Below are 24,631 nucleotides of genomic sequence, written 5' to 3' on the forward strand. Positions count from 1 at the left end.
GGTGATGAAATCCTTTCTGTCCCGTCCATTGGCTACTACTGGATGACCAGTTCGCCGTGCAGCGCACCTGCGGCCCTTACTGCGCGCAGGATCGAGATGACATCCCGCGTATTGGTCTTGAGCTTGGCCAGCGTCTGCACCAGATCGGCCACTGTGTTGCTGCCGGGTGCAACATAGCCAGGTCCGTTCTGCTCACTGACGTCGACCGTCGTGTTCGTGACAATGGCGGTGCGCACGCCGGCATTGGCGCCCCACAGGCCCGAGGGCTGCGATGCGGAGTTGTAGTTAGCGATCGATATCTTGAGATCGCCGTGGGAGATCGCGACCTGGGAGATGCGCACATCGCCTCCGGAAACCACCGTGCCCGTGCGCTCATTGATGACGACGCGCGCGCGCCGATCGGGCTGCACGCTGACGTTCTCGATCTTCGCGATGAAATTCGCGAGTTGCGCCTGCTGGCCCTCGGGCACCCGGACCTCGATGCCCTCGGCATCGCGCGCACGCGCCAGGCCGGCACCGACCTGGGCATTGATCGCGGAAGCGATGCGGCTCGCGGTGGTGTAGTCCGCATCGCCGAGCACGAACGTGAGCGTCTGATCAGCGCCCAGCACGTCGGCCTTCACGCCCACCTCGACCTTGGCACCGTTAGGGACGGAACCCGATGTCGGGTGGTTCTTCTGCACCACATTGCCGTTGGCATCGTAGCGGTAGCCCCCTACTGACAATGCCCCTTCGGCCAGCGCATAGATCCGGCCATTGGCCGCCTTCAGCGGCGCAAGCAGGAGACTCCCCCCAGGAGACTGCGGGCGTCCCCTGCGGAGGTCACGGTCACATCGAGTGTGTCGCCCTCGCGCGCAAACGGAGGCATCACCGCCGACACCATCACGACGGCCACGTTGCGGCTTTGGACCTGGGCCGGCGAGACACTGAGATTGAACTGGGAGAAGACGTTGGCTAGCGCTTGGCGTGTGGTGGCATTGGTCGGCGAGTCACCGGTGCCTGCCAGGCCCGTCACGATCCCGTAGCCGACGAGCGCATTGTCCCTCCAGCCCTGCAGCTTGCCGAGATCTTTCACCCGCACCGGAGCAGTCTGTTGAGCATTCGCCGGGGCGCTCGCCCCCATCAGCAGCGCGATAGCGGCGATGCTCGCAGCCACGCCTCGGCGTACGCCTGAACGCATCGGCGAGGGTCTCGACGATCTGGATTGGATGTGCATCACAGCCCCAACCAGTCGAGTGCCTTGCGCCACCAGCCGCGGCGCTGCCGCTCCGAGAGATCGCCTTCGCCGATGTAGTGAATCTGCGCATCCGCAAGGCGCGTGGACAGTACCACGTTGTCGCTCGAAACGTCCTGTGCTCTCACCCGTCCCTCCAGGTTCACCTTGTGCTGCTCCTCGTTGACGGTGAGCAACTGCTCCCCCGCGATGCGCAAGTCGCCATTGGCCATCACCTCGCGCACCGACACGCTCAGTGTCGCCAGCAGGCGGTTGGCGCGCTGGGTCGTCCCGCCGCCGTCGAAACTGCCCGCCTGGCTGATCGAGCCGCCGCGCTGGCGGCTGCTCGACAGCGACGACAGGCCGAAGTTCACGGCGTTGTTGCGCTGGGTCGTGGTGTCTGTGCTGGTGCTCGCCGACGATTGTTCGTAGACCTGCACGGTGATCAGGTCGCCGACACGAAAGGCCTTGTGATCCCCCGCGAGGGACCTGTAGCTGGTCGCGTCGTACAGGCTCTCGGCGCACGCAACGGGCATGCCGAGCCCCATGACGAGCAAGATCGTGATGCCAGCCAGGCCGGCCTTCAAGCCATGACCAAGGAAAGAGCACCGGGCGCTCATTGGCGGACCTCCACGATACCGGGCCCGACCACGCGGGCCACGATGGAACTCGATGCACTGGGCAACTTGACCCGCACCGACTGCCCCTCGATGCCGTCCTGCAGCACCTCGACACGGCTCTCCAGAGCGATGCCTCCCTGGCTCGTGCGCAAGGTCGCGTACTCGCCGCGCGCGATCAGCGGCGCGGCCTCCACATCGGAGCGGGTCAGAACTTGCCCTGCAGCCAGCGGACGGCGCAATCGCAGAGCGCCGTCTGCCGGACCGTCGATCCCCCGCACCGAGGCGGTGGCAGGTACCGCGACGCCGGCCACACGTCCGGCAGCCACCGGCACCGAATTTCGTCCCGCCCAATCGACATCGTGCACAAGCAGCCGGCTGCGTTCGGGGCGCGAAGGATCGATCATCCTGCCCGCAGGCAGGTCCTCGGACGCGATCAGGCCCGGGGCAAAGACACTCACGTCGAAGCTCGTGGCGATCGTGCGCACGAAGCGCTCGTCCGACCAGACATCCACCCACACCACCTGGCGCCTGGACAACGCGGGGGCGGTCCACGCATTCGCATCTGCGGCACCGAGGGTCGACCGGGCGCGCAACTCCAACTTTTCGCCCGGCACATTCACGTCGTCGGGCACCTGCGCGAGATCGACGTCCGCCCGCAGCCGTCTGGCCTCGAGCTGATCCTTCAGGTGCTGTCGGGCTGCCGAAGCGATCTGCTCGCCCGCCAGGACGCTGACAGCGAGCCGCACGCTGTTGGCGGCCGGCCCCTGCCACTGGATCTGCGTCTCTTCGATTCCGCTGCGCCGTCTGATCCATCGCAGCAGGGATTCGCGCTCCAGCGTCACCGGCTCGCCCGAACGGGGCACCGTGCCGAGCGGCAACGCCATGAGCAGCCGCAGTTGCGCGAGATCCTGGCTGCTGAGGTTGGCGACCTCGCCAAGCGTGACCTGCTGCTGCCTCACCTGTGCCTCGGGCCGCAATTCGAGCCGCACGCGTGCCGCTGCAGCTTGGGCTTTCACTTGGGCAGGAGCCAACGCCCCGCAGGCCAACACGCAGGCGGCGGCGATGAATGGAGCGGCACCCGTGCGGGACCGGAACAGGATGGTCACGGCATGTCCTTCATCGGCGAAGGTTGTTGACCATGCCCAGCAGTTCGTCCGACGCCTGCACGACCTTGACGCTGGCCTGATACGCCCGCTGCGCTACCATCAGATTGACCATTTCGTCGACCATCTTGACGTTCGACGCCTCCAGAAATCCCTGCCGAAGCGAACCGATGCCCTCCTGTCCCGCACGACCGGCCATGGGCTCGCCGGAAGCATCACTGGAGCGGTAGAGGTTGTCCCCCTGCGCAAGCAGCCCCATCGGATTGGCGAACCGAACCAGCTGCAGCTGCCCCACCTGCGACGCCTTGGGCTGCTGGGGCGTCGTCACGCTCACGGTCCCGTCGGGCGACACGGTGACCGAAGTCGCCGTCGCTGGAATCGTGATCCCCGGCTTGAAGGGGTGACCCGACTGCGAGACCAGTGTGCCATCGGCATTGACCTTCATGGAACCGCCGCGACTGAAAGCAGTGGCCCCGTCGGGCAACTGCACCTCCACGAAGCCATCGCCCTCGATCGCGAGGTCCCACGAGGAGCCTGTTGGATTCAACGCACCAGGCTCGAAGAGCCGCGCAAGCGCGTTCACGCCGACCCCCGCACCCGTGCCCATGGCAGCACCCAAGAGGCCGGGCACCGCTTGGTCGGCGCCCGCGGGAGCAAGCCGCGAGGCCTCCGTCATCATCAAATCGGTGAAGCTGACCCGCCCCTTCTTGAAGCCGGGCGTGTTCACGTTGGCCAGGTTGTTGGCGATGGTGTCGACGTGCAGCTGCTGGGCCTGCATGCCCGTGGCACCGATATAGAGAGCATCAAACATGAGGGATGGTCCTTGAAGGGAAAGCAGCGCTGTGCGCGAATGGGCCTCGGATCAGGAAAGTTCGCCGAGCTTGCGGATCGCATTGCCCAGCATTTCGTCGTAGCCGCTGGCCACCTTTTGCATGGACTCGAAATGGCGCATGGTCTGCATCAGCTGCACCATCTCCTGAACCGTGCTGACGTTGGCGTTCTCGAGCGACCCTTGCCGGACTTGGACATCCGACTCGCTGGCCATCACCATGGCGGCGCCTGGAGCCAACAAGCCGTCACCGAGACGCTGCATGCTGGCCGGGTTCTCGAATCGCACGAGTTTCAGCTGCGCGATCGGTGCGCCGCTCGCGGCGGCGGATAGAGGCTCGGTGATGTTGCCGGACGCGTCGACCACGGGCTTGAGCGTCGTCAGGAAGATTTCCCCGTTCTTGCCCATCACCGCATGTCCCTGCGCGGTCACGAGCCGTCCGCGCGCGTCCAACGAGAAATTCCCCTGCCGGGTATATGCCGCCCCCTCGGGGGTCGTGACCTCGAAGAAGGCATCTCCGGAGATCGCGAAATCCAGCGGCTCACCCGTCATGCGCAAGGTCCCCGGCCGCACGTCCAGCAAGCTTTTTGCCGTACCGAATGCGGCGGCGGGCTGCGCCGGCGTCGGCGACGCCATCTGGTCGAGCACTTCAACGAAGGGACGTGTCGCAATGACTTCGCGTCTGTAGCCAGGTGTGGTGACGTTGGCGAGGTTGAGCGCAATGCGATCCAGGCGCTGCATGTCGTTTTGCATCGTCGCAAGGGAAACTGCAAGGAGGTGGTCCATGGTGCGCGGGGTGTCAGTGAGATATCCGTGGGGTGAGGACGGTCAGGATGCGAACGGTCATTGCTCTGGACTTCATATGGCGATCACACCCCAAGCCTTGAGCTCGATGCTCTGAGGCACCTCCGTCATGGAGAGCACGCGCAGATGAGGCATGACGCGTTCCGAGATCGAACGCACGTGTCGACGCAGTTCAGGCGAGCACAGGAGGACGGGAAGCAAGTTGCTTTTCATCATGCGTTCGGCCTGTTGGACCAAGCGGGCAATGAACTGCTCCGTGAGCTTCGGATCGAGAACGAACGGTTGCGCCGGTTCCGCGCCACTGCGCGCTCGCTGCACGCTGTGCAGGAACTCGCTCTCCACCGCAGGGTCGAGCGTCAGTACCTGGAGCGCGCTGGCCTCCCCCATCAAGCTCTGACAGATCGCCAGGCCCAGTCTGTGGCGCACCGCTTCCGTCAGAGTGACGGGATCCTTGCTGTGCCGTCCAGCGTCGACCAGGGTCTCGAGAATGGCTTCCATATGCCGGATCGAAACCTTCTCGCGCAGCAGGTTCTGCAGAACCTTCTGGATGTCGCTGACCGACAGCACCGTGGGCACCAGTTCTTCCACCAGACCCGGTTGACTCTGACGCACGCGGGCAAGCAACTTGTCAGCTTCTGCACGACTCAGCAGCGTTGCCGACTCGCGCCGCAAAACCTCGGTGAGATGCGTGAGAAACACCGTGGGGCCATCCACCAGCGTGAACTTCTGGGCAACCGCCGTCTGCCGCTGGGATTCATGGATCCAAAGGGCCGGTAGCCCATAGGTCGGGTCTCGCGTCACTTCGCCGGGGATGCTCTGGATATCTCCGCCCGGATGGATCGCCAACAATCGATCCGGACGGACATCACCCTTCGCACACAGCACGCCGTCCACCATGATCTCGTAGCGATCGGGGGCAAGCTTGGTCGCAGCCCGGAACCGGACAGGCGGCAGAACCACGCCAAGCTCCTGTGCGTGGAGCTTGCGGAAAGTGGCGATCCGCTCCAGAAGGGGACTGGCACCGTCCTGCACAAGCGCGGACCAGTGCGCCCCCACGGCGATCTCGATCGGCTCGACCGCCAGCATGGCGTGAGCCTCGACATCCCCGCGCGCGCCCCCCGCCGTACCGGCCTCCTCGCCCTGATCCACGGCGGCCGCGTCGGGCATCGCCGCCGACGGTCGCTGCATGCGGTGCGCCACGGCGGCCGCCGCAAGCATGCATCCCACCAACACCAGCGTCGGAAGCACTGGTACCCCCGGCAAGGTCAGCAGTCCTGCCAGGGCAAAGGCGACTAACAGCAGCGTCTTCGGAAATGAGGTGATCTGTCGCAGGACCTCCGCGCTCAGATTGGAGTCCGATGCGGAGCGCGTGACGATGATCCCGGTGCCGACCGCGATGACCAACGCGGGCACCTGGGTCACGATCCCGTCTCCAATGGTCAGCAGCGTGTAGGTCCGCAGCGCCTCGCCCCAAGGCAGGCCATGCTGCAGCACGCCGATCACCAATCCTCCGATGATGTTGATCAACATGATGATGATGCCGGCGATCGCATCGCCCTTGACGAACTTGCTCGCGCCGTCCATCGCACCGTAGAAGGCCGACTCCTTCTCCAGGTTCTTGCGCCGCGCCTGGGCCTGGGCCTGATCGATGAACCCCATGTTGAGATCGGCATCGATGCTCATCTGCTGGCCAGGCATGCTGTCCAGCGTGAAGCGCGCGGCGACCTCCGACACTCGCTGTGCGCCGCTGGTCACCACCACATACTGCACAACGATCAGGATCAGGAACACGATCAGGCCGATCACGTAGTTGCCGCCCACCACGAAGGAGCCAATGGCTGCAATGACCTTGCCCGCATTCCCGTCCGACAGGATCAGACGCGTCGCCGCCACATTGAGCGAGAGCCGAAACAGCGTGGCGATCAGCAGCAGCGACGGGAAAGTGGAGAACTCGACGGGGCGCGCAATGTAGAAAGTCAGCAGCAGAACCAGCAGCGCGAAGCCGAAATTGGTCAGGATGAGAAAGTCCAAAAGGCCTGCGGGGATCGGCACGAACAGCACGATCATCACGCCCAGCACCAGCAACACCATGGCAATGTCGCTGTGCCGCCCGAAGAACCGCTGCAATCCAATCATGCGGCCCGCCCCTGATGGGTTTGAGTCGAACGACGTGCATCGCGCTGCGCAAAGACCCAGACCACAATGCGAGCAACGGCCGCGTAGTGCGCCATCGGCACGTGCTCCTGGAGCGCCATTTCCGCATACAGCGCGCGGGCCAGCGGCGGATTCTGGACCACGGGAATGCGGTGCCGGGCAGCGATCTGGCGCATGACGGCGGCCATCGGCCCCTTGCCCTTCGCGACCATCTGCGGCGACGTCATCTCGCCATGCACATAGCGCAGAGCCACCGCCACATGCGTCGGATTGGTGATGAGCACATCGGCCGACTTCGTGTCGCGCAGCGCCAGGCTTCGCTTGAGCATTTCTCGCCGAAGCTCGCGCAGCCGAGCACGTATACGCGGGTCGCCGTCCCGGTTCTTGGATTCATCCCTCATGTCTCGATGGCTCATGCGCATCGTTTTCGCGAACTCGCGCCGGCTATACAGCAGGTCCAGCAAGGCGATGAAAGCAAGCATCGCGGCCAATCGCAGGCCGAGCGACGCAAAGTCGTCCAGCATGGTGCGCACAGTGCCTGCCGCAGAAAGGCCAGTGAGGTGGAAGAACTGCGGCAGCAGCGACTTGATCGCGGCATACGCCACCACCGTGAGCAATGCAAGCTTGAGCAATGCCCTCAATGCGAGAAAGAGCATTCGCACAGAGAAGACGCGCTTGAAGCCCGCCACCGGGTTGAGTCGATTCCAGTCTGGCTTGAGAGGATCCAGCGACAGAACAGGTCCTGTCTGGATCAGATTGCTGAACACAGCGGCGACCAGCAATGTCACAAAAAACGGAACAGCTTGCGTAAATGTGAACCACAGTCCCTCCGCCAGCAGCGAGCCGGCGACAGCCATGTCCAGATCGACGCGCCCCGCGAGCACCAGCAGTGTGCGATCGAAGCGAAACTGCTCGCTCCAAGTCACCCATCCCTGGGCGGTCAGAAAGAGCATCGCGGACGTGAAAACGATCGCGGAAATGACATCCACGCTCTTGGCCACCTGGCCGCGCTCGCGCGCCTTCTGCAGCTTGTAAGGCGTGGCGGGCTGGTTGCGATCCAGGTCGCTCTGCGACATCAGCGTCGCCCTCCAGGCTCATGTCCCGCAACTGAGACGGCCAGGAACATCGCCGTCCAGTTCTCGAAAATCGAGGCATACACCCTGCTCATGACCGAGCCCATGCCCGAGAACCATAACGAAAGCGCAATCAGACCGACGACGACCTTTGTCGGGATGCCGACAGCCAGCATGTTCATCTGAGGCAGATTGCGCGAAAGCACACCCAGCACAAACTCCGCGATCAACAAACAGAAGACCACAGGAACCGCAAGCGCGAACGACAGCCCCAGAAGGCCGGCCGCCTGCTTGAGCACCGGCCCCAGAGCCGCATCGACGGGCCAGGGCTGCCCAAGTGGAAAGCGTTCGAAGCTGTAGACGACGCCACGCAACAGCGCATGATGGCCATCAACCAGGAAGAACACGACCACGCCCAGCTGACTGAACGCAGTTGCCAACAGCGGCATGCTGGCATGGGTTGTCGGATCAAATACCTGCCCCAGACCAAACCCGATCTGGATGTCCAAAAGACGGCCGGCCACCGCGAACGTACTGAAGGCGAGGTGAATGCCGACGCCCAGCGTCGCACCCATTGCCACTTCTGTGGCAGCAGCCTGCATGAGCAGGCCAGGCTCCGCCGCGAGTCGTGCCATCAGGGCCTCAGGAAAGAGCCCCCCGCTCGCATTCGTTCCGGTCGCAAGGACGGCGGCAAATCCAAGAATGGTCAGCACCCGCACCCGCAATGGCGTTCCGCCCGAGGCGAGGATGGGCGTCAACAGCAGCATCGCGCCGAGCCTGAGGGACGCCAGTGCAGTGGCCACCAGCAACGAAGCGCCAGGCAGCAGGGCAAAGCTCGAACTGTGCACGGACTCTGCTCAGAACATCGATGGGATCGACGACCAGAGCTCGGTGGCGTACTGGATCAGCTTACGCAGCATCCAGGCCCCAAAGATGATCAGTGCAAGGCCTGCCGCCACCAGCTTGGGCACAAAGGTCAGCGACATCTCCTGAACCTGAGTGATCACTTGAACCACACTGATCAAAAGGCCGACCAGCATCGTGAGGCCCAGGACAGGCGCGCAGGTAACGAAAGCGACCCACAGCAGGTCGCTCATCATGCGCAGAGCTAAATCGGGGTGCATCGGCGCCTGTCAGTAATAGGTAGGCAATGCCCCTAAGGGCCGGCCCTCGACGCCATGGCAAACACTAGAAGATGTCAGCATTGCATCTTCCTCCCTCGTCCCGCCGGCACTTCTTTGCGTCACTTCCCGCGCCCTCCGCGCCGCTCGGCAACCTTAGAAAGTCCGGTTACTCTGTATGCGGCTGACTGTGTTTTGATATCTAACCCCCACAAATCTAACCTTTAATTACCAAGAGCTCGCCTTCGATTACAAAATTTAGGAATGCCCGCGAAGAATTTAGATCTAAAGCATTAGGAACTTTAAAGACCGCTTCTACGGCAGTTGCGTCTCTGCAACTTGCCTGCCTGGCATTGCGTCGGGCAGAGCCGCCGCTGTTAAAGCACGACTCCGATAGGACGTTGGTTTAAGCCGCGTTCCGGAGTGATTGATCTTCGAATTTGTCAGGCGACCGCGACCAATCACTGATTGCAGGCGTTTCAGGGGCAGCCAGCCCTCGTAGGTGCGGATGCGAGTAATGTCCAGGCCCACGACTGGCTGGGCTCGCCTGCCCATCTGGCAGCGCAGCCCCTCGAGCCCGAGCAGGCGAGCTACGCGATGCTTGCCGCATGTCTTTGCCCAGATCGCGCATGTCCATGGTCAGCTCGCGGTAGCCATAGACACCGCCACTCTCCAACCAAGCGTGCTTGAGAAGGCCCAACAGACGATCGTCCTTGCCACGAGTACTCATCGGCTCAACCTTCCAGTCGTAGTAGCCGATGGGGCGAACGACCACGACCTTGCACAGCCTGCGAACGCTGTGCCCGCCTTTATGGCGCTCGATGAACACGTACTTCACCCGGACTGTTTGGCAAAGTACGCCGCGGCCTCCTTTAGGAGGTCGCGCTCCTCAGTCACACGTTTGAGATCGGCCTTCAGCCGCCGCAGTTCGTCTGTCTGCGACACTTACGCCTGCCGATCACCGGCGGTGGATTCGATGGCCGCCGCTTTCGGCACCTCCCAAGCAGCCACACCCGGCGCCAGCCCACTGGCTGCCGTCGTCGGAGACCGTCAACTCGGCCATGCCAGTTCAAAGGCGTCGGTAATTGACCGCTTACAGACGAGGGAACATCTTGTGCCTCAGCTCGCGAAAATCAAAGTCACGAGAACACCCCATTATCAGCAGCCAGGGCCACCTCGAGCCTCAGATCGCGATAACGAAGGTCACGAGAACGCCCCATTACTGCCGGTTGGCCCGGCGCACGCACTCGTGCGCAAAACAGCAACGCATTGTCGCCAGCCATGCAGATTTCAATCTCGATTGCTTACCCCAGATGGCAGGGTCGTGCCGCGCTGAAGCGAGCACCGCCGTGACTTCATAGGTAGCTATCTTTTCAGCATTCCTCCAGTGCCCCTCGCAACGGAACCGTAGCCACCGCACAGGTCTGTCTAGGTCGAAAGCTGGTCGTCTCCTCTACTGGACTCTCGAACGACATAGCGATCATTCTCGTCCAGCTCATCAGGGTCTACCAACACGACCGAACGCTCGCCAGTACTGGAAACGTGAATGAATGAATACGGGTTTGCTGTTTCATCGTTCACCAAGAGCAACGATCTATCAAGCGTCTGAGCCAACCGAGCGGCTGCCTCAGGAACATCGGGGCGTGGTAATTCTTCAGAGATGTACAGAGTGATCAACTGCGAGTACCGTTCCGCGGAATGAGCGTCAGCGACGCACGTCACGAGCGCATCCTTCATTTCGCCGATGCTGTGGACAACGTCCACGCTCTCAGTGGAGATGCTCAGCATCTCTGCTATGCAACGTTGCAACAGGCCGTCATCGGCGGGGCTCTCCAGGGAAGCATCAAACCAGATCATTGTCCGAGTCTCCAGATCTCGAGCGCTCGTCGAGCAGTCGCATCGTTAGTTGTCCGGATTGCATTTTGCATCGCCTGCGGTGTGTTGCCTTGCGAATTGAAAATGCCCAGCGCCTTGAATTCACCCCTATCGAGCGCGTGGAACCCAGGTCCGCTGTGCGGCACCAAATGGTCATCAAAACGCTCATAGGTTCTTCCGTTAACCGTGTACAGGTTTCCGCTTCGTGTGCCCTGTCCATTGTTAATGGCCTCTATGTCCGCCTTCATATCCACAGACGGTTCGGCCACGGTATTTTTTCCCTTCGGCCGGCTGTTCTCCTTGACGCCGCGAATGCTATGCCGTGAGGCGAGGGGCGGCTTGTAGTTCCAAACTCTCTTCGGCCCAATATACAAGCCATTGGTCTGCTGACGCGGTGGCAACCGAGGCTGCTGCCCCCTTGCTGCCAAGGTCGCCGATCCAGCCCCAAGCACCCCCGCTGTAGCCAAGCCCGCCTGCGCCGCCACTGTTTCATTGGCCCCCAGCAATCGTGCCCCCAAAACCCCGGGGATCGAAGTCGGCATAAGGGCCATGCCCAGGTTGTTCCCCGACCGCCGGAAGAGCTCCCTTTCGGGCTCGCTCATGTAGTCGGCAGGCGCGGTCACGTAGGGCGAGCGCACCTCGTACAGAGACTGAACCTTATTCACGGCTCCACGCAGCTTAACGGCATCCTCCGCGCTTAACGCCAGCTCACCGCGGTCATAGGCCATCAACTGGTCGCGAGCCTGCGTGTATTTGGATTCCTCGAGTTGGTTCGGCCAATGCTTGCATTCCTGGTAACGCGCATTGATGACCCACGGATCGCGCCACGCCTCGTCCTTCGTGGCGATCCACTGTATCCAGCCCATCGCTCGCTCCGCCTCCCGGACATTGCTCCAGATCCTTTCGCAGTCCATTTTCTGGAGCATTCGGGGCGGCGTCGGCGCCACCTGCGTATGCAAGCGACCGATGGTCCCATTGCCGCTGAATGGCGTGTCGCCCATCAGCCCGCTGCTCCATTCATTTCGCAGAGGTCGCCGTGCCGTGCCGCTGCCCGGCTTTCCACAAACACAGTTTTTGCCCCTGTGATGACTTTGACATTGCCGGCGTCCAGAGAAACGCCAGATCGCACACCGCTTCCGGCATTGCCCGTCACCCCCTTCACGACGCTGTCAACCATCAACACCTTCTCGCTGTGGGCAAAGACCGAATGCGCATACGCGGCGCGTTCCGGAGGAAGGAAGGCGACAATGTCGAAGGGGACAATTCTGCTGCCGACCTTGCAAAAATCCGGAGTTACGTTGAGCACCATGAACTGCGCTTCGGCATCGGCAACGTGCTTTTCCACGGCCATCAAGCAGCTCCCTTCATCCGTTTTATCGCATGAACTGACTTTTCATCGATTGATTGGTCGCGCAGCTCGACCGCAACGATGTCGCGCGCCTGATCAAGGGTCAGCCGCCAGGTGAGATGAACCTGCATGTCGTCCAGATCGATATGCACGGTATCGAGCTTCATAGCCTCGCAGTACTGTCCGCCGTTTCCAGCCTTGCACGCCGCTTCAATCCGAACTTGGGGCAGTTGCATCTCGATGGCAGGCGCGGAGGCAAAGAAGCCGGCCAGGCCGATTTCCTCGCCCCCGACGAGCCCGTCGGCAATCACCTGGTCGCCCGGCGCATACTGGAAGAAGCGCTCGTCAAAGTCCGAGGCATAGTCCATGACGCGCTCATGCTCGACCGCCTTGCGCCAAGCGTCGTCGTATGTGCCGGCCAAGGAAACACGTGGCTCCCAGGATCGGGCGATCGGCGCCAGCCCAGCAACCACAAGGTCCCGATTGCTACCCGAAATGGGTGCATCCGCATACTCGATCTGCGGTGCCTGCACTAACTCTCTGCCTTCGTAGCGGGCGCGGGCGTCGTGGTCCTTGTGCGCCGTCCCAAACCAACCCGTTCCACATGGATTCGGCCCGTACGTACGAGGCGACGCGGAGGGGGGGTCGCCCTTGTCGAACCACCACCCGCCGTAAGCGAGTTCGTAGCGAAGCGGAACCCCCGTTGTGGGCTCAGGATCAGTCAACACATAGTGCGCCGCCTCCGGCCCGGCGGCCCAATATCGGGGCCCCGTCAACCGAAGCGCTTTATGCAGCAGCGGCTCTCCTTCGCGTTTGACGGTGAGGGCAACATTCCACGCCTTGCACGGTCGCTCATCGAAAGTGCGCGCCGTACCGGTTAGGTAAACATCTGTCGCAGGCTTGGCTAACAGTACGTCGGTGGCGGCGCGCAGGCTCGACAACTCGGCGTGCCTAGGATCCCACAACTCATCCGCCAAAATTGTCCCCCGATGCCCTAGGGCGGGCTGCAGGCGGCCTGCAGCGAGAACAAAGCTCGCACAGACGATCACGACGTCATAAAAGCGTCTTCCCTTGCCCATCTTGTCAAATTGAAGATGAGGAAAGGGCGTCGCATTGCGCACCTGCTGAAGGCGTGGCGCCGGAATTGCCGCTGCCGATGCCGCGCTCAAAGTGTGCTCCCGGAGGTTCCATCGCCCGATTCAGGACGCACCTCTTTCGCACCTCCCATTCCCGCCACCGCAGCCGATGCGACGCCCAGCAGCTGCGCAGGGTCGACTTCTCCTCCTCCTTCGCCGCCTCCCGCCGAGGAGACCTGCCGGGCCACCGAAGCCAGTTGAGAAACCTTGCCTAGAAGTTGGCCTGGGTCGCTCATCAGCTTGCCCAGACTTGCCGCCGGGCTGTCGGGGGGCTGGAACGGCGGCGCAACCGGAACAGCCGAAGGCTGCAGAGCGGCCTGCCCGCCGGTGGGATTCAGCCAGATATTTTCTCCGTTGACGGTGACATCATCTCCTTGCGCAGTGATGTTGATCTTCTTTCCCGTAACGGCGATGGAACCATCGGCCCGCAGTTGCACGACCGAGGCGCCAACCCGCAGCGAAATGGTCTTTTCGTCCATCTGAATGTGGCTGCCTTTGTCGCCTCCCACTGAAAGAGCGTATTGCTCGCCGACCTTGGTGGTCTTCGTCTTGCCGACCATGGTGTTGTCCATCATGCCGACGACGCTGTTGCGCAACACGCCAACGTTGAACGAGTAGGCCAATCCGATGTTCACCATCTTGGCGAGGCCGACGTTGTGCATGTATGCCATGCCGATAGTGGATGTTTGGTTGCGGCCCACTTTCTTGCTGCGGTCTTGCCCTACCGAGTGGGTCTCGTCGTGCTCGACCTCGATGTCCTGGTTGCGCTCGGCATGCAGCCACACCTGCTCCTGCCCCTTCTTGTCCTCGAAGCGAAGCGCATTGGCGTTGGCGCCGCTGCCGCCTTCGGAACTGCGCGTGAGCAGGCCGCTTTGCGTGGCGTTGTCGGGCAGCGTCCAGGGCGGCATGTTGTCGGCGTTGTAGACGCGGCCGGTCACGATGGGGCGGTCGGGGTCGCCGTTCTCGAAGTCGACGATCACCTCCTGGCCGATGCGAGGGATCTGGATGCCGCCGAAGTTGGAGCCGGCCCAGGGCGAGGACACGCGCACCCAGCAGGAACTGTTCTCGTCCTTCGTGCAGTAGCGGTTCCAGTGAAAACTCAGCTTCACGCGGCCGTACTCGTCGGTCCATATCTCGCGGCCGGCCGGGCCGGTGACGATGGCGGTCTGCGGGCCCGTGGTGCGCGGCCTGGGCACCGGTGGCACCGGCGCGCGAAAGACCTTGCTCGACGGAATCACGTCGAAGTCGACGCGGCACTCGAATTCCTGCTGCGAACTCGCATCGCCCACATCCTGGAGTTCCAGATGCGCATGCGTGACAAGGTACTGCCGGTTCGATTCGTTCTGCGGATGGCGCTCCAGCGTCATCATGCAACCCGGCACCACCGCGCGCAGGTTGCCCGAGCCGCTGGCGAGCTCGCCCTGGCTGCCCGTCTCTTCCATGCGCGTGCGCACCAGTTGCTCGCCTTCGGACTCGACGACATAGTCGCCCGGCCAGCCGTAGCGCTCCCAGGTGTTCTGCGCGGTCTTGCGCGGCATGGCGCTGATCTGCTGCAGCTCGGCCTTGGGGCGCTTGAAGTCGAAGTCGTCAGTCACCCAGCGGCCGCTTTGCAGTTCCTCGCAGGCGTTGAAGCGGTCGCAGTGCTCCTCGCGCACCGTCGCGTCCGCCGGATGGAAGGGGATGGTGCGGTAGCCCTCGTGGGCGAAGGGCTGGTGCGAGGCCATGTCATCCACGATGACCAGCTTGTGGCTGTTCTCCTCGTGCTCGAAGTAGAAGTACAGGCCCCATTCGTGCAGCAGCCGCGCGACGAAGTCGTGGTCGCTCTCGCCGTACTGCACCTGGAACTCGCGCGGCGGATAGCTCCTCGTCGTCCGGATTTCGAAGGGCAGGCCGTACTTGCCGAGCACCGCCTTGACGATGTCCAGCACGTTCTGGTTCTGGAAGATGCGGTAGTCGCTCGTGCGTGTCGCGAGCGTGAGCCATGGTTCGATCACGGCCTCGTAGAGCGCGCGCCGGTTCTCCAGCCGCAGGAAGCGCACGCGCGTGACCAGCCCCGAGATGTGGCGCTGCTGCGGCCCCGAACCCGGACGGCCGTCGAGCACGATGTGCGCGGCCAGCATTTCACCCACCAGCTGCTTGATGGCGACGTTGGCCGCCTGCCGCTCGTTGTAGCCCTGCTGCTCGGGCGTGGCCAGCGTCAGCGTGTAGCCGAACAGCCTGCTCAGCCCTTCACTGCCGTCAATGGCAATCGGCTCCAAGGCGGGCTCGCCGCCCAACATTGGCATGGCCGGCGAAGAGACGCTGAGAACGCGCGCAAGCTGCGCGGACCCTGTTGGCATGGACTCCCCCTGAATTGACCTCGCGTAACAAACGGCTCTGGACCCCGGGTCTCAGCGCAAGGAAGCCCCGAAGGTCGGCCGCAAGAAGCTCAAGCCTCCTTGTTTTCCTTAATGTTCCAGCCCAGCACCGTCTCGGCGCCCTTGCCGCCCTTGTCGGTCTGTTCCCAGTACTGCTGCTTCACCTTCGCGGCTTGGAACGCGTACTGCACCAACACCGCGTCGCCCCCCTGCTCCGCCGAGTACTGCACCGAGGTCACCAGCACCTCTTCGAGCGTCACACGCGTGTACTCGATCTGCGAGCCGCCGGCCTTGCATACCGACACTTCCACCTTGCTCAGGTGCTTGCCGCTGGCGCAGTTCTTCAGCACCGAGGGTGCCGCCTTGTCGATGCGCGCCAGAACCTGCAGGTCGTTGAAGCTGGCCTTGCCGACACCGCCGCCACCGCCGCTGACCATGTTGCCGGGCTGCGTGGCTCCCCACGCGAACGACTTGATGTCGGTCCAGTCCTTGTGGTTCGAATCCTTCGATTCGCCGTTTGCGCCCTCTACGCGCATGAACATGTCTACCGCCATGTTTAACCCCAAAAGTTATATAGGCCCGATTGCGGGACACCGTTGATATAAGCCGCCCTGTTTAGCAGCCCGTGCCTCTATCAATACCGAAACTAGCGAACTCTAAGCCAACCTGCCAGTGTCCAAAGTCACATATTAGAAGCTCAACGCCGTTGAAATTACGAATTAAATACTCATTCGACGGCGCGCAGCGCTTTACAAGTGCATCTTTATCGGACGTAGCCGTTACTCTAGTAAAAGATCGTTGCAGGTGCGCGAATAATTTTTGGATTCGCGATTTTTTCCAGGGCTTGTGATTTATTCGGCAAGAAATTGGTATCGACTGAAATTTTATTAATTCTTCCGTCTTAATCGACACAAATGGCAGGGCTTCTATGGGAGGCCGAAATGAACCAAAGCAATGCGGGATCCCCGTTTTTGAAGAGGCTCCTGCGTTCGCGCTCGGTCGAAAGAAGATTGGAAATTGGAGATTGACGGCGTGGACGGATCAATCAGCTTTGAAACCCGGCTGGACTTTTTCGCTCTTTGCGAAGGCGGTCATCGAAGGACCAGGCGCAGCAGGAACGGGAATCCGCACCGAGATATCAAAATACCAATGGTGGTCCTTCTGTGCTCGCTCGTCGGCGTGTACCCGTCGCTATGGGCGGACATCGAGTCCATCGCGCCCAAGATTGGATGTCTGCCGCAGACCTTGAACGAATGGGTCAAGCGTGCCGAGTCGGCACTGGCGTGCGTGAAGGTATCACGACTAGCGAGGGCTTGCGGATGGCCAGCCACCTGCCTCAGCTCGAGGCGCCGGCGTCTACGAGGCAGGCCTCGGTGAGACTAGGGCCCGTCCGACCTCGTTGATGCGCGCTTGATCAACTGGCGATAACTAGCACCACGAGAATGCCCTGTTATCGGTGGTCGTTTCCGTATCGCATCTCAACCCACGATAAGCCGGCGTTTACGAAGGTGAGCTTTGGCGGGTGGAATGCCACCACCATGTCGGAAATTGGTTCGAGGACGAGCGAGCGAGCGAGCGAGCGAGCGTGCGTGCGTGCGTGCCGCTGCACGCGCGTGCTCGTCTCACCGTTCATCTCATGCGTTTGAACTGCCTTGCCCCCTTTACGTTGCCTTTGGACGCGCCTGCCGCGCATCATTGCAATCCGTTTCCTTCTGGTCACTCCTAGGCTCGACAACACAAACAAATTGATCACCCGCGCTGCATTGTTCGGCCAGCGGTTGATCGTCCTCGCGGTGAGTACTCACAGGCTCCGCCTTTCTTCACGTTCATCAACACCCGATAGCCTGCATCAGGGATGCATCTCTTTCAGAATACTTGCCGCGAGTAGTGGGTCAACGTGTTCACGCCATTTAGAGTAATGAAGGGAGCGAGCCTGACGGCACTGCCGTTGACCTGTGCCGCGTTACCGACCCAGTTGCCTGGGTTGTTTTGCTGTGCAAGCCACAGCGCACCCCAAATATCGATGACGAAACCGCCCATCATTTCCAAGCGGTTGAAATCGGCCATGGTGGTTAACGTGCCATGAGGTGCGGTTCCCAGTGCTATGTTGTCCGGACGGTTGATGGCAACCCACCAGTGCGTGATCTCTCCGGCGTTCCCGCGCTGATGGTAGACGTCGATGGAGCGAATGGGACAGGTGAGCGCACCCTGCAAAGCAATGCGATGTGTGACGATGCAGTGCACTGCCAGAGCCGCGGAAGAATGGCAGAAGAGTCCCTTCCGGGGGTCAACAAGGCCTGGGTGCCAAGCGCGCCAATTGTTGATTCGGAATCGCGCGACACCTTGAAGCACCGGCCAAGCATTCAGTCGGGCGAGTTCGCCTGCGCCTGCATTGTCCCAGTCGGCAATCGTTGTCTGATTGGGGCGGAACGCTCGCACAAAACCGGAGGACAAAATGCCTTCTTCCTCTAGGACAGCGATATGCGGGGCATAGGGGCCGAACGCAGCGTTGTTGGCATCGTCGTAGAGCTCGGCACATATGGTGCGTGTCCGCCAGTTCAGCAGGTCCAACTGGTTGGCCACATTCGCCATCAATGTATCTCTGTCCAATAGGAACTGCGCATAGGCATCTATTTGCGCCTTCAGGTTCGTGACACTGGCGCCACGCACTGAATTGATAACACCTGTTCCCGCGTTGTATCGGCCGGCCTTAGCGGTGAGCCAGGTTTGCATTCTCAGCGCGAGCGTGAGCCAGTTCGCACGGCTAGGAACCTGATCAAAAGCTGTAAGCGCATTGTCCACGCCACTCAACTCATTGCTTCGTGCATAGCTCCCGCTTATCAGCCCCCCCATGTACCGGTAGTTGGCCGCACTGGCCCCGGCGAAAGCGGCCGGTGTGGGCAGCACCGGATACGTATTGGGGCCGAAAGTAATGTTCATATTACACAGTCTTACACCCACAAACTCTGACCGCATCGCACAAACATGGTAGGCCCAGCAATGTAGATCCTTTGCCTCTCACGACATATGAGGCCATTTCCATTACGCGTGATTAGCTCGCTTTGAAATGCAGTTGGTGGCCTAGAACGCTCGGATTCACACCATCTTGCGTGGGACATATGACGCATCTTCAGCGGCGAGCGGGACGGTGATTGAGGCGCCGCGCACGCCAACGGGTGTTCAGCCCGTCCCTACCCCCCAGCAAGAGCAAGGTCGTAATAGCAAGCAATCGACAGGTGGCCTGCAATGACGAGACAGATCATTAACAGCCAGCCCTGCGGCTGTTTCGCGGCGCTCTCCTTAGCAGTTCACCAAGCACAGTGCAGCGTCGCACGCAAGGTCAACTAGCGTCAGCTGGCATCTAAAGCACATACAACTGTGCCTCACATCCCCAATCTTGGTGATGACGAGGTGGTCGGCCGCGAGTAGTTTAGGAATGCTAAGCACGCCCAAAAGGCAACCCTAGCCATCGGCGCACAACGAGGAGAAGAGGCATGGCACCCGCAAGGAAAAACATCTCCAACGCCGGCGCTCCGCAGACGCAGGAGCGAATAAAGCCGTCTTCAGACAGACTTGTCATTCCGACTCAAAGCCGCCACAAGCCTCCACGCAAGCAAACTCCGCTGGACGTTGCGGTTGAGACCGGTGCACTCCTCGACAGCCTCGCGAAAGTGAGCCAGTTGCTGTCCACCCCAGTCGCGGGCAAGGAAATCCTTCACCCTGTTCAAGCGGCCACCCTTGCAAGACTGGCACATCTGCACGGCATCGCTCCGCGGCAACACGACTGTGAGTCATGTAGTGACGCTCGGCACCAGTTTGCAGGAACCTGGACGGCAGAGAATGCACGCGCGCCAGATCTGGCGCTAGGTGAGAAGGTACCAGCAAAGAGTGAAGTAGACGCCAGCGGCGCGATCAGGAAGAAGATCGGGCGGGCGGACCCGGAGTTCGCCAATCTAGTCTCCAACGCGAACACCGCCATCCTCTTCAAGGATGAAGAGAAGACCGGCGCTGACCGGATGATGACCCCGCGCATGAAGCGCAGACTCGACGCCCTGGCAATAGCCGTCGCGACCGAATGGCCGGGCGTTAGGCTGCGAGTGACCGAGGCCTGGGACGAAAACAATGAGCATGCCGGCAGTAGCCTGCACTATGAAGGGCGGGCAGCCGACCTAACCACGAGCGACCTGGACAGCGCAAAGCTCGGCCGCCTCGGCCGCCTCGCAGTTGAAACGGGGTTCGATTGGGTCTGGTACGACAACCGGGCGCACATTCACGTCTCCGTGAAAGCCTAGCAATGAGCCCGCATGAAAGCTCTGGCGTTGTTGCCGCGTCGAACAGATCCAAAGTCAACCATGGTCATCGATCGACGACGAGAGCTCTCCTCCCAAATTAACTGCTGGATGCGAGCATTGACCATAGGCAGCTTGTCGGCCACTCGCTGGCCGGAAATGCTGCCAGACGCAATATCGGCGCAAAGAGTGCTAGGAGGAAGGATGCGCCCAACACCGCCCACCATCTTGCTCAAGTGCGTATCTGTGGTCTTCGCTCTTGCTACGGCCAGTTGCACGCACTTCGCAATGGAGCCTTGTGAGGACGACGACGTGAAGGTCCTAGGCAACAACACGCCCGGGACTGCGCGTATCCGCACATCCCACCACCGTGCGCTGCTCTCGCGCCCTGACGAAGTAGCCGGCCGTTTGTTGCCATATGCGCTCATGTCAGCCTACGCGTACTACATGCGCCCGGACTGCAACGACGCGGGGAACCCTGTGCGGGTCAATGCGGACCGCGCGGAGAAGCTGAGAGAGATGCTGGCAAGGACAACAGACGCGGCGTCGTCATGGATGCAAGACGGCTCTCTAGGGCCTGTTTCTCCGGCTAATCCTTCGCTGACTGGCTGCGAGGACGACCAGGGACTGATGCTACACATCTGGCAGCGAAAATTGGACAACCAGACCCTCGTAGCAGTGGCTTTCCGCGGCACGTCCGGCGATGGCGACTGGGTGCACGCCAACAGCTGGTGGTTTACGCGCTTCTTTAACAGCGACAACCAATACTCCCGCGCTCGGGCTCATATGCAAAAGATTATTGAAACTTTCGACCAGCGCGCGACGGCCAAAGGCGAACGTAAGCCGCGCTTCGTCGCTACAGGGCACTCGCTCGGCGGTGGCTTAGCTCAGCATGCTCTCTACGCCTTCCCTAACCGCGTCGAACAAGCGATTGTGTTCGACCCTACTTCAGTCACCGGATTCGCTGACGTAAGCCGCGAGCAGCAGGCGCAAGGATGCGCGTGCACGACGGCTGAACTCGCGTCTCTCGGCGTCGACCATGGAGCAGAGGCGCGGATTCTGCGCGTTTACGAGACAAACGAGGTGCTAGTAAACCTGCGCATCTTCCATAAGGTCTTCTTTGCGCCTGAACGCCATGTACAGGAACTGCGCTTCCCGCTCAATGAGTCGAGCAATGTGATTTCCAAGCATGGCATGCAGACTCTGGCCGACAACCTCTATGAGCTGGCGGCCGGCCAACGACGCTATGAGAAGGGGTCGGCGTGGCTCGCCAGCAAGAATGCCGCCTGCACGAACCGACTGATCGAGAGTCAGGCGCGCAGCTGCAAGGCCAGTGGCGGCGCGGTTTGCCCGCAGTAGCTTCGCCGATCCCCAGAAGGCGTCACTTGGCAAAGCATCAAGGGGGCCCGGGTATAGACGTCTCCCCCGTGATAGCGGTGACATCAAGAACACAGGCCTTTCTATCAACTTTCAACTGGAGCGATGCAATGGCAAAACTGGGCGACTGGTCGAATCACGACAACAAGCGATACATCGGCAAGATAGACCGCATCTATGTTTCCATGGCCGAAAAATACGAGGTCGAGTATTTCATTGACCACTATCTTCAGAGTCGTGGCTACACGCTAGACAACGCCGGCAGAGACGTCATCGCTGGCGAGCTTGAGCAATATCCGGGCAAGGCGCCCTTCAAGCGAGACGACCTCATTGCGTTCTTGGATGGGCGCATTACTAAGAAGAAGTAAACGTAAACGCCTCATTGGACCGGAGCGTCTGATGGGCGGCGCTTACTCAAGCCGCTAGAAGCCGAATTGGGGCGGCGGCCCACAGGGTTCATACAGCGTTGATCGAGGACTTTCGCTGCTGGTCTCTTCGGACGGGCCGGCCACGCTAGAGTTGAGCCATCGTTTTCACCGCGCTGGTCAATCGATAAGGCCGATGACCATACAGTGGTTTAGCGATTACAGGAGTGGAGGCATCCCAATGTCAATGACAGCGGCTCAAGATGAGCTATTCACTACATTTCTGCGTGGCAAGGCGAACGAAGCCTTCCAAGTCGTAAAGCCTTGGCCTGGTCACTTCCTTCGGATGCTCGAGTCAAAGGGCGGATACCAGACCGCGCTCGACTTAATTGCAAAGAGCGGCGCGTCGGATGGCTTCACCCGCCTGTGGGAGGCTGGGCGTCTAGACCTGAGTGTGGAAGCACTGGTTGTCGAAAGCCAATGGCGATCGTACTTCGATCCTCAGCTGGTGCAGATGGCGGAAAAGGTGCTGAGACGCGCTGGCTACGAGCCGACACTGTCCAACCCGCCCACCATGGATGGAGGAGACATCGGTGCGGGCCAGGATAGAGCGCGACGCACACCCTATCCGTTCGAGCTCGGTAGCAGCTACGCCAGATCGGACGTGTTCAGAATCCTAGGCTTCACTCAGGAGCCCAAGGGTGGCCCTTGGTTTACAGGTTACGCCGAGCACGATGGCGACTGGTTTGTCTTCTGCAACGTTGGCGCACCCGGTAGAACAGGACACGACTACCAAAACCACTTTGAGGGCGATCGACTGGTGTGGTTCGGTAAGGGGCCTTCACGGCTGGGCCACGAACAGATTCAGCGGCTGTTGTTGTCCCACGGCCATGTCTATATCTTCTTTCGACTTGCTGATCGCGATCCTTTCACTTTCGCTGGCATCGCCAAACCAATTCAGGTGTATGACCAGGCCCCCGTGAAGTTGGTATGGGATTTTTACACGCCGACCGCCGCAGTGCCTCAACAACCCACGACGGGCGACAAGGTAGTTGAAGGGGCGCCCAAGGTTAGGCAGGTCAAAGTGTACGAGCGCGACCGCGGCGCGCGCCTTAAATGCATCGGCAGGTGGGGCTGGAACTGCGCTGTGTGCACATTTGACTTCGCCGACGTCTACGGTGAGTTAGGCATGGACTTCATCCACGTCCATCACGTGAACCCGCTGTCGGAGATCGGAGAGGCATATGAGCTTGACCCTATCGAAGACCTGCGCCCGGTGTGCCCGAACTGCCACGCGATGCTCCACCGCAGAACCCCGGCGCTAGGAGTTGACGAGCTGAGAGACAGACTCCGGCAGACCCGCAACGTACCGGTGCAGCAGCCCGGTGCCGGCCCACAACCCGTTGCAGGTGCAATGCCACCCACAGGAGCAGCGAAGCACTAGACACGGCGTCGGCTGAACCGCGCGTGTCCGCGCCGAAGTAGAAGTGAGCCACTACACGCAAACTGGCTCAACTTCCGGTCGGCGCCTGGAGTGAACCCCTGCGGCTGGACCACCGGGCAAATCAGAACTGATACGCTGGCCGGGCCTTCAACCAGGAGAAGGTTATGTCATCGAGAGGTCCGTATCGGCGCCGCGCGCCGGAGTTCAAGATCCAGCTGTGCCAAGACATCCGCAGTGGCGCCATCGGGCGGCGTGATGCGGCCAGGAAGTACACCCGGTCGACCAATCTGATTCAGCTGTGGCTGACGCAGTACGACCGGGGCGAGCTCAGCACCGAAGAGGCCGAAGCATCGGTCATCGCGGAGTACGAAGCCAAGATCGCTGCGCTTGAGCGCAAGGTCGGCCAGTTCACGATGGAACAGGACCTTGTCAAAAAAAGCGCCGCGCCTGCGCCTCGTGAGCGACAACAAGAACTTGTCGATCGTCACCGGCCCGAAGCCTGCTCCATTCGACGGGGTGCCAAGTGATCGAACTGCCGCGCAGCGCCTTCTACTATCGGTCGACGGCGACCAGCGAGTGCCTCAACGATGGGCACCTCATCGAACTGATCGAGAGCATTCAGGACGAGTTGCCTGGCTATGGCTACCGGCGCGTGACGCACGAGTTGTGGGCATGTGGTCAATCACAAGCGTGTCTCGCGTGTGATGAGGGCCCAGAGCTTAGGCATCAAGCCGCGCAGGCGCTTTGTGCGCACCACCGACGCAGACATGACTCGCCGATCTTCCCGAACCTGTACCGCAATGTCATCCCGACCCAGCCCAACGTGGTGTGGGTGGCGGACTTCACCTACATCCGGATTGCCATGGGGTTCTGCTATCTGGCGGCCATTCTGGATGCCTGCAGCCGCAAGGTGGTGGGCTACGCGATCTCGCGCAATATCGATACGACGCTGGCCTTGGCGGCGTTGCGATCCGCCGTGCAAAGCCGATGCCCTGCGCCTGGCTGCATCTTCCATACGGACCACGGGGCGCAGAACGCAACCCAAACCTACCGCAGGGCCCTGCAGGAAGCGGGGCTGCGCGGCTCGATGAGCTCGCCCGGCAATCCGTACCACAATGCGCAAGCCGAGAGCTTTATGAAGGCGCTCAAGGTCGAGGACATCTGCATCGGCGGTTACGAGACCTTCACCGATGTCGCGGCCCGACTGCCGAGGTTCATCGAGGAGGTCTACAACGCCAAACGCCTGCGCTCGGCGCTTGGCTACTGGTCACCCAACGAGTTCGAAGATCAACTGGTCCAGCAAGCGGCTTAGATCTGACTCCCGGTGGTCCTCCGGATCATTGATCAAGCGCTGAAGCGCCGTACGCGACCATTCGCAAGCGCACTCACCCAAATGCACAGGAGGTTGAGCTTCAATCGTATCGGCTGGCACTTGGCCAGATCTCCGCCGATCACAGCTCCGCAGGCTCCCTATCTCGCCAGAAGAGCCTATTGTCAACCCGAAGGCGCTACGTGCTCGCGTT

The 24,631-nt window shown here is 61.3% G+C and carries 21 protein-coding genes and 3 pseudogenes; 7 read left to right on the plus strand and 17 right to left on the minus strand.

Features of this window, described 5'->3' with window-relative positions; translation table 11 throughout:
- Nucleotides 1-35 precede the first annotated feature (35 nt).
- From AC1VNX_RS23685 to AC1VNX_RS23760, 16 genes and pseudogenes are all read right to left on the minus strand, one after another.
- Nucleotides 36-1,216: pseudogene (locus AC1VNX_RS23685) on the minus strand (flagellar basal body P-ring protein FlgI).
- On the minus strand, nt 1,216-1,749 hold the full coding sequence (locus tag AC1VNX_RS23690) for a flagellar basal body L-ring protein FlgH (protein WP_483160044.1): 534 nt from the start codon (nt 1,747-1,749) through the stop codon (nt 1,216-1,218). The pseudogene AC1VNX_RS23685 and the gene AC1VNX_RS23690 overlap by 1 nt, the downstream one beginning before the upstream one ends.
- 80 nt (nt 1,750-1,829) lie before the next feature.
- Nucleotides 1,830-2,939: a flagella basal body P-ring formation protein FlgA gene (locus AC1VNX_RS23695; protein ID WP_483160046.1), complete on the minus strand. Its 1,110-nt coding sequence runs from the start codon at nt 2,937-2,939 to the stop codon at nt 1,830-1,832.
- A gap of 10 nt (nt 2,940-2,949) precedes the next feature.
- On the minus strand, nt 2,950-3,747 hold the full coding sequence (gene flgG, locus AC1VNX_RS23700) for a flagellar basal-body rod protein FlgG (RefSeq protein ID WP_483160048.1): 798 nt from the start codon (nt 3,745-3,747) through the stop codon (nt 2,950-2,952).
- A gap of 51 nt (nt 3,748-3,798) precedes the next feature.
- Nucleotides 3,799-4,551, minus strand: coding sequence for a flagellar hook-basal body protein (locus AC1VNX_RS23705; RefSeq protein WP_483160050.1), 753 nt, complete (start codon nt 4,549-4,551; stop codon nt 3,799-3,801).
- Between the two features lie 72 nt (nt 4,552-4,623).
- A complete protein-coding gene (gene flhA, locus AC1VNX_RS23710) occupies nt 4,624-6,705 on the minus strand; it encodes a flagellar biosynthesis protein FlhA (RefSeq protein WP_483160052.1) in 2,082 nt (693 codons plus the stop codon).
- Nucleotides 6,702-7,799, minus strand: a complete 1,098-nt coding sequence (locus tag AC1VNX_RS23715; RefSeq protein ID WP_483160054.1) for an EscU/YscU/HrcU family type III secretion system export apparatus switch protein — start codon at nt 7,797-7,799, stop codon at nt 6,702-6,704. The genes flhA and AC1VNX_RS23715 overlap by 4 nt, the downstream gene beginning before the upstream one ends.
- Nucleotides 7,799-8,644, minus strand: a complete 846-nt coding sequence (locus AC1VNX_RS23720) for a flagellar biosynthetic protein FliR (RefSeq protein WP_483160056.1) — start codon at nt 8,642-8,644, stop codon at nt 7,799-7,801. The genes AC1VNX_RS23715 and AC1VNX_RS23720 overlap by 1 nt, the downstream gene beginning before the upstream one ends.
- Nucleotides 8,645-8,653: 9 nt before the next feature.
- Nucleotides 8,654-8,893, minus strand: a complete 240-nt coding sequence (locus tag AC1VNX_RS23725; RefSeq protein ID WP_483160058.1) for a flagellar biosynthetic protein FliQ — start codon at nt 8,891-8,893, stop codon at nt 8,654-8,656.
- 477 nt (nt 8,894-9,370) lie between these two features.
- Nucleotides 9,371-9,856: pseudogene (locus AC1VNX_RS23730) on the minus strand (IS3 family transposase); the annotation flags it as partial.
- A 489-nt stretch (nt 9,857-10,345) separates the two neighbouring features.
- Nucleotides 10,346-10,774, minus strand: a complete 429-nt coding sequence (locus AC1VNX_RS23735; protein ID WP_483160060.1) for a hypothetical protein — start codon at nt 10,772-10,774, stop codon at nt 10,346-10,348.
- Nucleotides 10,771-11,793, minus strand: a complete 1,023-nt coding sequence (locus AC1VNX_RS23740; RefSeq protein WP_483160062.1) for a hypothetical protein — start codon at nt 11,791-11,793, stop codon at nt 10,771-10,773. Before AC1VNX_RS23740 ends, AC1VNX_RS23735 begins: the two co-directional genes overlap by 4 nt.
- Nucleotides 11,793-12,143: a PAAR-like domain-containing protein gene (locus tag AC1VNX_RS23745; RefSeq protein WP_483160064.1), complete on the minus strand. Its 351-nt coding sequence runs from the start codon at nt 12,141-12,143 to the stop codon at nt 11,793-11,795. Before AC1VNX_RS23745 ends, AC1VNX_RS23740 begins: the two co-directional genes overlap by 1 nt.
- Complete coding sequence (locus AC1VNX_RS23750; RefSeq protein ID WP_483160066.1) at nt 12,143-13,309, minus strand: DUF2169 family type VI secretion system accessory protein; 1,167 nt, start codon at nt 13,307-13,309, stop codon at nt 12,143-12,145. Before AC1VNX_RS23750 ends, AC1VNX_RS23745 begins: the two co-directional genes overlap by 1 nt.
- Nucleotides 13,306-15,561: a type VI secretion system Vgr family protein gene (locus AC1VNX_RS23755; protein ID WP_483160068.1), complete on the minus strand. Its 2,256-nt coding sequence runs from the start codon at nt 15,559-15,561 to the stop codon at nt 13,306-13,308. The genes AC1VNX_RS23750 and AC1VNX_RS23755 overlap by 4 nt, the downstream gene beginning before the upstream one ends.
- Nucleotides 15,562-15,704: 143 nt before the next feature.
- Nucleotides 15,705-16,187: an Hcp family type VI secretion system effector gene (locus tag AC1VNX_RS23760; RefSeq protein WP_483160070.1), complete on the minus strand. Its 483-nt coding sequence runs from the start codon at nt 16,185-16,187 to the stop codon at nt 15,705-15,707.
- 622 nt (nt 16,188-16,809) lie between these two features.
- On the opposite strand from AC1VNX_RS23760, the pseudogene AC1VNX_RS23765 reads away from it, so the two are divergent.
- A pseudogene (locus AC1VNX_RS23765) lies at nt 16,810-16,955 on the plus strand (IS3 family transposase); the annotation flags it as partial.
- A 544-nt stretch (nt 16,956-17,499) separates the two neighbouring features.
- Here the strand turns inward: AC1VNX_RS23765 and AC1VNX_RS23770 are convergent.
- On the minus strand, nt 17,500-18,573 hold the full coding sequence (locus AC1VNX_RS23770) for a hypothetical protein (RefSeq protein ID WP_483160072.1): 1,074 nt from the start codon (nt 18,571-18,573) through the stop codon (nt 17,500-17,502).
- A gap of 554 nt (nt 18,574-19,127) precedes the next feature.
- Here AC1VNX_RS23770 and AC1VNX_RS23775 point away from each other — a divergent pair.
- From AC1VNX_RS23775 to AC1VNX_RS23800, 6 genes are all read left to right on the plus strand, one after another.
- On the plus strand, nt 19,128-19,925 hold the full coding sequence (locus tag AC1VNX_RS23775) for a hypothetical protein (protein WP_483160074.1): 798 nt from the start codon (nt 19,128-19,130) through the stop codon (nt 19,923-19,925).
- A gap of 423 nt (nt 19,926-20,348) precedes the next feature.
- The gene (locus AC1VNX_RS23780; protein WP_483160076.1) at nt 20,349-21,281 is read left to right on the plus strand and encodes a hypothetical protein; all 933 of its coding nucleotides are present in this window, start codon (nt 20,349-20,351) and stop codon (nt 21,279-21,281) included.
- A gap of 128 nt (nt 21,282-21,409) precedes the next feature.
- Entirely contained in the window at nt 21,410-21,667 is a 258-nt protein-coding gene (locus tag AC1VNX_RS23785) for a hypothetical protein (RefSeq protein ID WP_483160078.1), read from the plus strand.
- A gap of 238 nt (nt 21,668-21,905) precedes the next feature.
- Nucleotides 21,906-23,108, plus strand: a complete 1,203-nt coding sequence (locus AC1VNX_RS23790; RefSeq protein ID WP_483160080.1) for an HNH endonuclease — start codon at nt 21,906-21,908, stop codon at nt 23,106-23,108.
- Between the two features lie 164 nt (nt 23,109-23,272).
- Nucleotides 23,273-23,635 carry a transposase gene (locus AC1VNX_RS23795; protein ID WP_483160082.1) on the plus strand — a complete coding sequence of 121 codons (363 nt, stop codon included), beginning with the start codon at nt 23,273-23,275 and terminating at the stop codon, nt 23,633-23,635.
- On the plus strand, nt 23,632-24,420 hold the full coding sequence (locus AC1VNX_RS23800) for an IS3 family transposase (RefSeq protein ID WP_483160084.1): 789 nt from the start codon (nt 23,632-23,634) through the stop codon (nt 24,418-24,420). Before AC1VNX_RS23795 ends, AC1VNX_RS23800 begins: the two co-directional genes overlap by 4 nt.
- Nucleotides 24,421-24,631: the final 211 nt, after the last annotated feature.

Source organism: Variovorax sp. TLI9-5A (genome assembly GCF_056867935.1).

Coding starts and splice junctions, on each gene's coding strand:
- flhA (WP_483160052.1), bottom strand. CDS start 6,705: ATGATTGGATTGCAGCGGTTCTTCGGGCGGCACAGCGACATTGCCATG.
- AC1VNX_RS23770 (WP_483160072.1), bottom strand. CDS start 18,573: ATGAACATTACTTTCGGCCCCAATACGTATCCGGTGCTGCCCACACCG.
- AC1VNX_RS23705 (WP_483160050.1), bottom strand. CDS start 4,551: ATGGACCACCTCCTTGCAGTTTCCCTTGCGACGATGCAAAACGACATG.
- AC1VNX_RS23760 (WP_483160070.1), bottom strand. CDS start 16,187: ATGGCGGTAGACATGTTCATGCGCGTAGAGGGCGCAAACGGCGAATCG.
- AC1VNX_RS23725 (WP_483160058.1), bottom strand. CDS start 8,893: ATGAGCGACCTGCTGTGGGTCGCTTTCGTTACCTGCGCGCCTGTCCTG.
- AC1VNX_RS23795 (WP_483160082.1), top strand. CDS start 23,273: ATGTCATCGAGAGGTCCGTATCGGCGCCGCGCGCCGGAGTTCAAGATC.
- AC1VNX_RS23755 (WP_483160068.1), bottom strand. CDS start 15,561: ATGCCAATGTTGGGCGGCGAGCCCGCCTTGGAGCCGATTGCCATTGAC.
- AC1VNX_RS23790 (WP_483160080.1), top strand. CDS start 21,906: ATGTCAATGACAGCGGCTCAAGATGAGCTATTCACTACATTTCTGCGT.
- AC1VNX_RS23690 (WP_483160044.1), bottom strand. CDS start 1,749: ATGCCCGTTGCGTGCGCCGAGAGCCTGTACGACGCGACCAGCTACAGG.
- AC1VNX_RS23735 (WP_483160060.1), bottom strand. CDS start 10,774: ATGATCTGGTTTGATGCTTCCCTGGAGAGCCCCGCCGATGACGGCCTG.
- flgG (WP_483160048.1), bottom strand. CDS start 3,747: ATGTTTGATGCTCTCTATATCGGTGCCACGGGCATGCAGGCCCAGCAG.
- AC1VNX_RS23775 (WP_483160074.1), top strand. CDS start 19,128: ATGGCACCCGCAAGGAAAAACATCTCCAACGCCGGCGCTCCGCAGACG.
- AC1VNX_RS23745 (WP_483160064.1), bottom strand. CDS start 12,143: ATGGCCGTGGAAAAGCACGTTGCCGATGCCGAAGCGCAGTTCATGGTG.
- AC1VNX_RS23715 (WP_483160054.1), bottom strand. CDS start 7,799: ATGTCGCAGAGCGACCTGGATCGCAACCAGCCCGCCACGCCTTACAAG.
- AC1VNX_RS23780 (WP_483160076.1), top strand. CDS start 20,349: ATGTCAGCCTACGCGTACTACATGCGCCCGGACTGCAACGACGCGGGG.
- AC1VNX_RS23740 (WP_483160062.1), bottom strand. CDS start 11,793: ATGGGCGACACGCCATTCAGCGGCAATGGGACCATCGGTCGCTTGCAT.
- AC1VNX_RS23785 (WP_483160078.1), top strand. CDS start 21,410: ATGGCAAAACTGGGCGACTGGTCGAATCACGACAACAAGCGATACATC.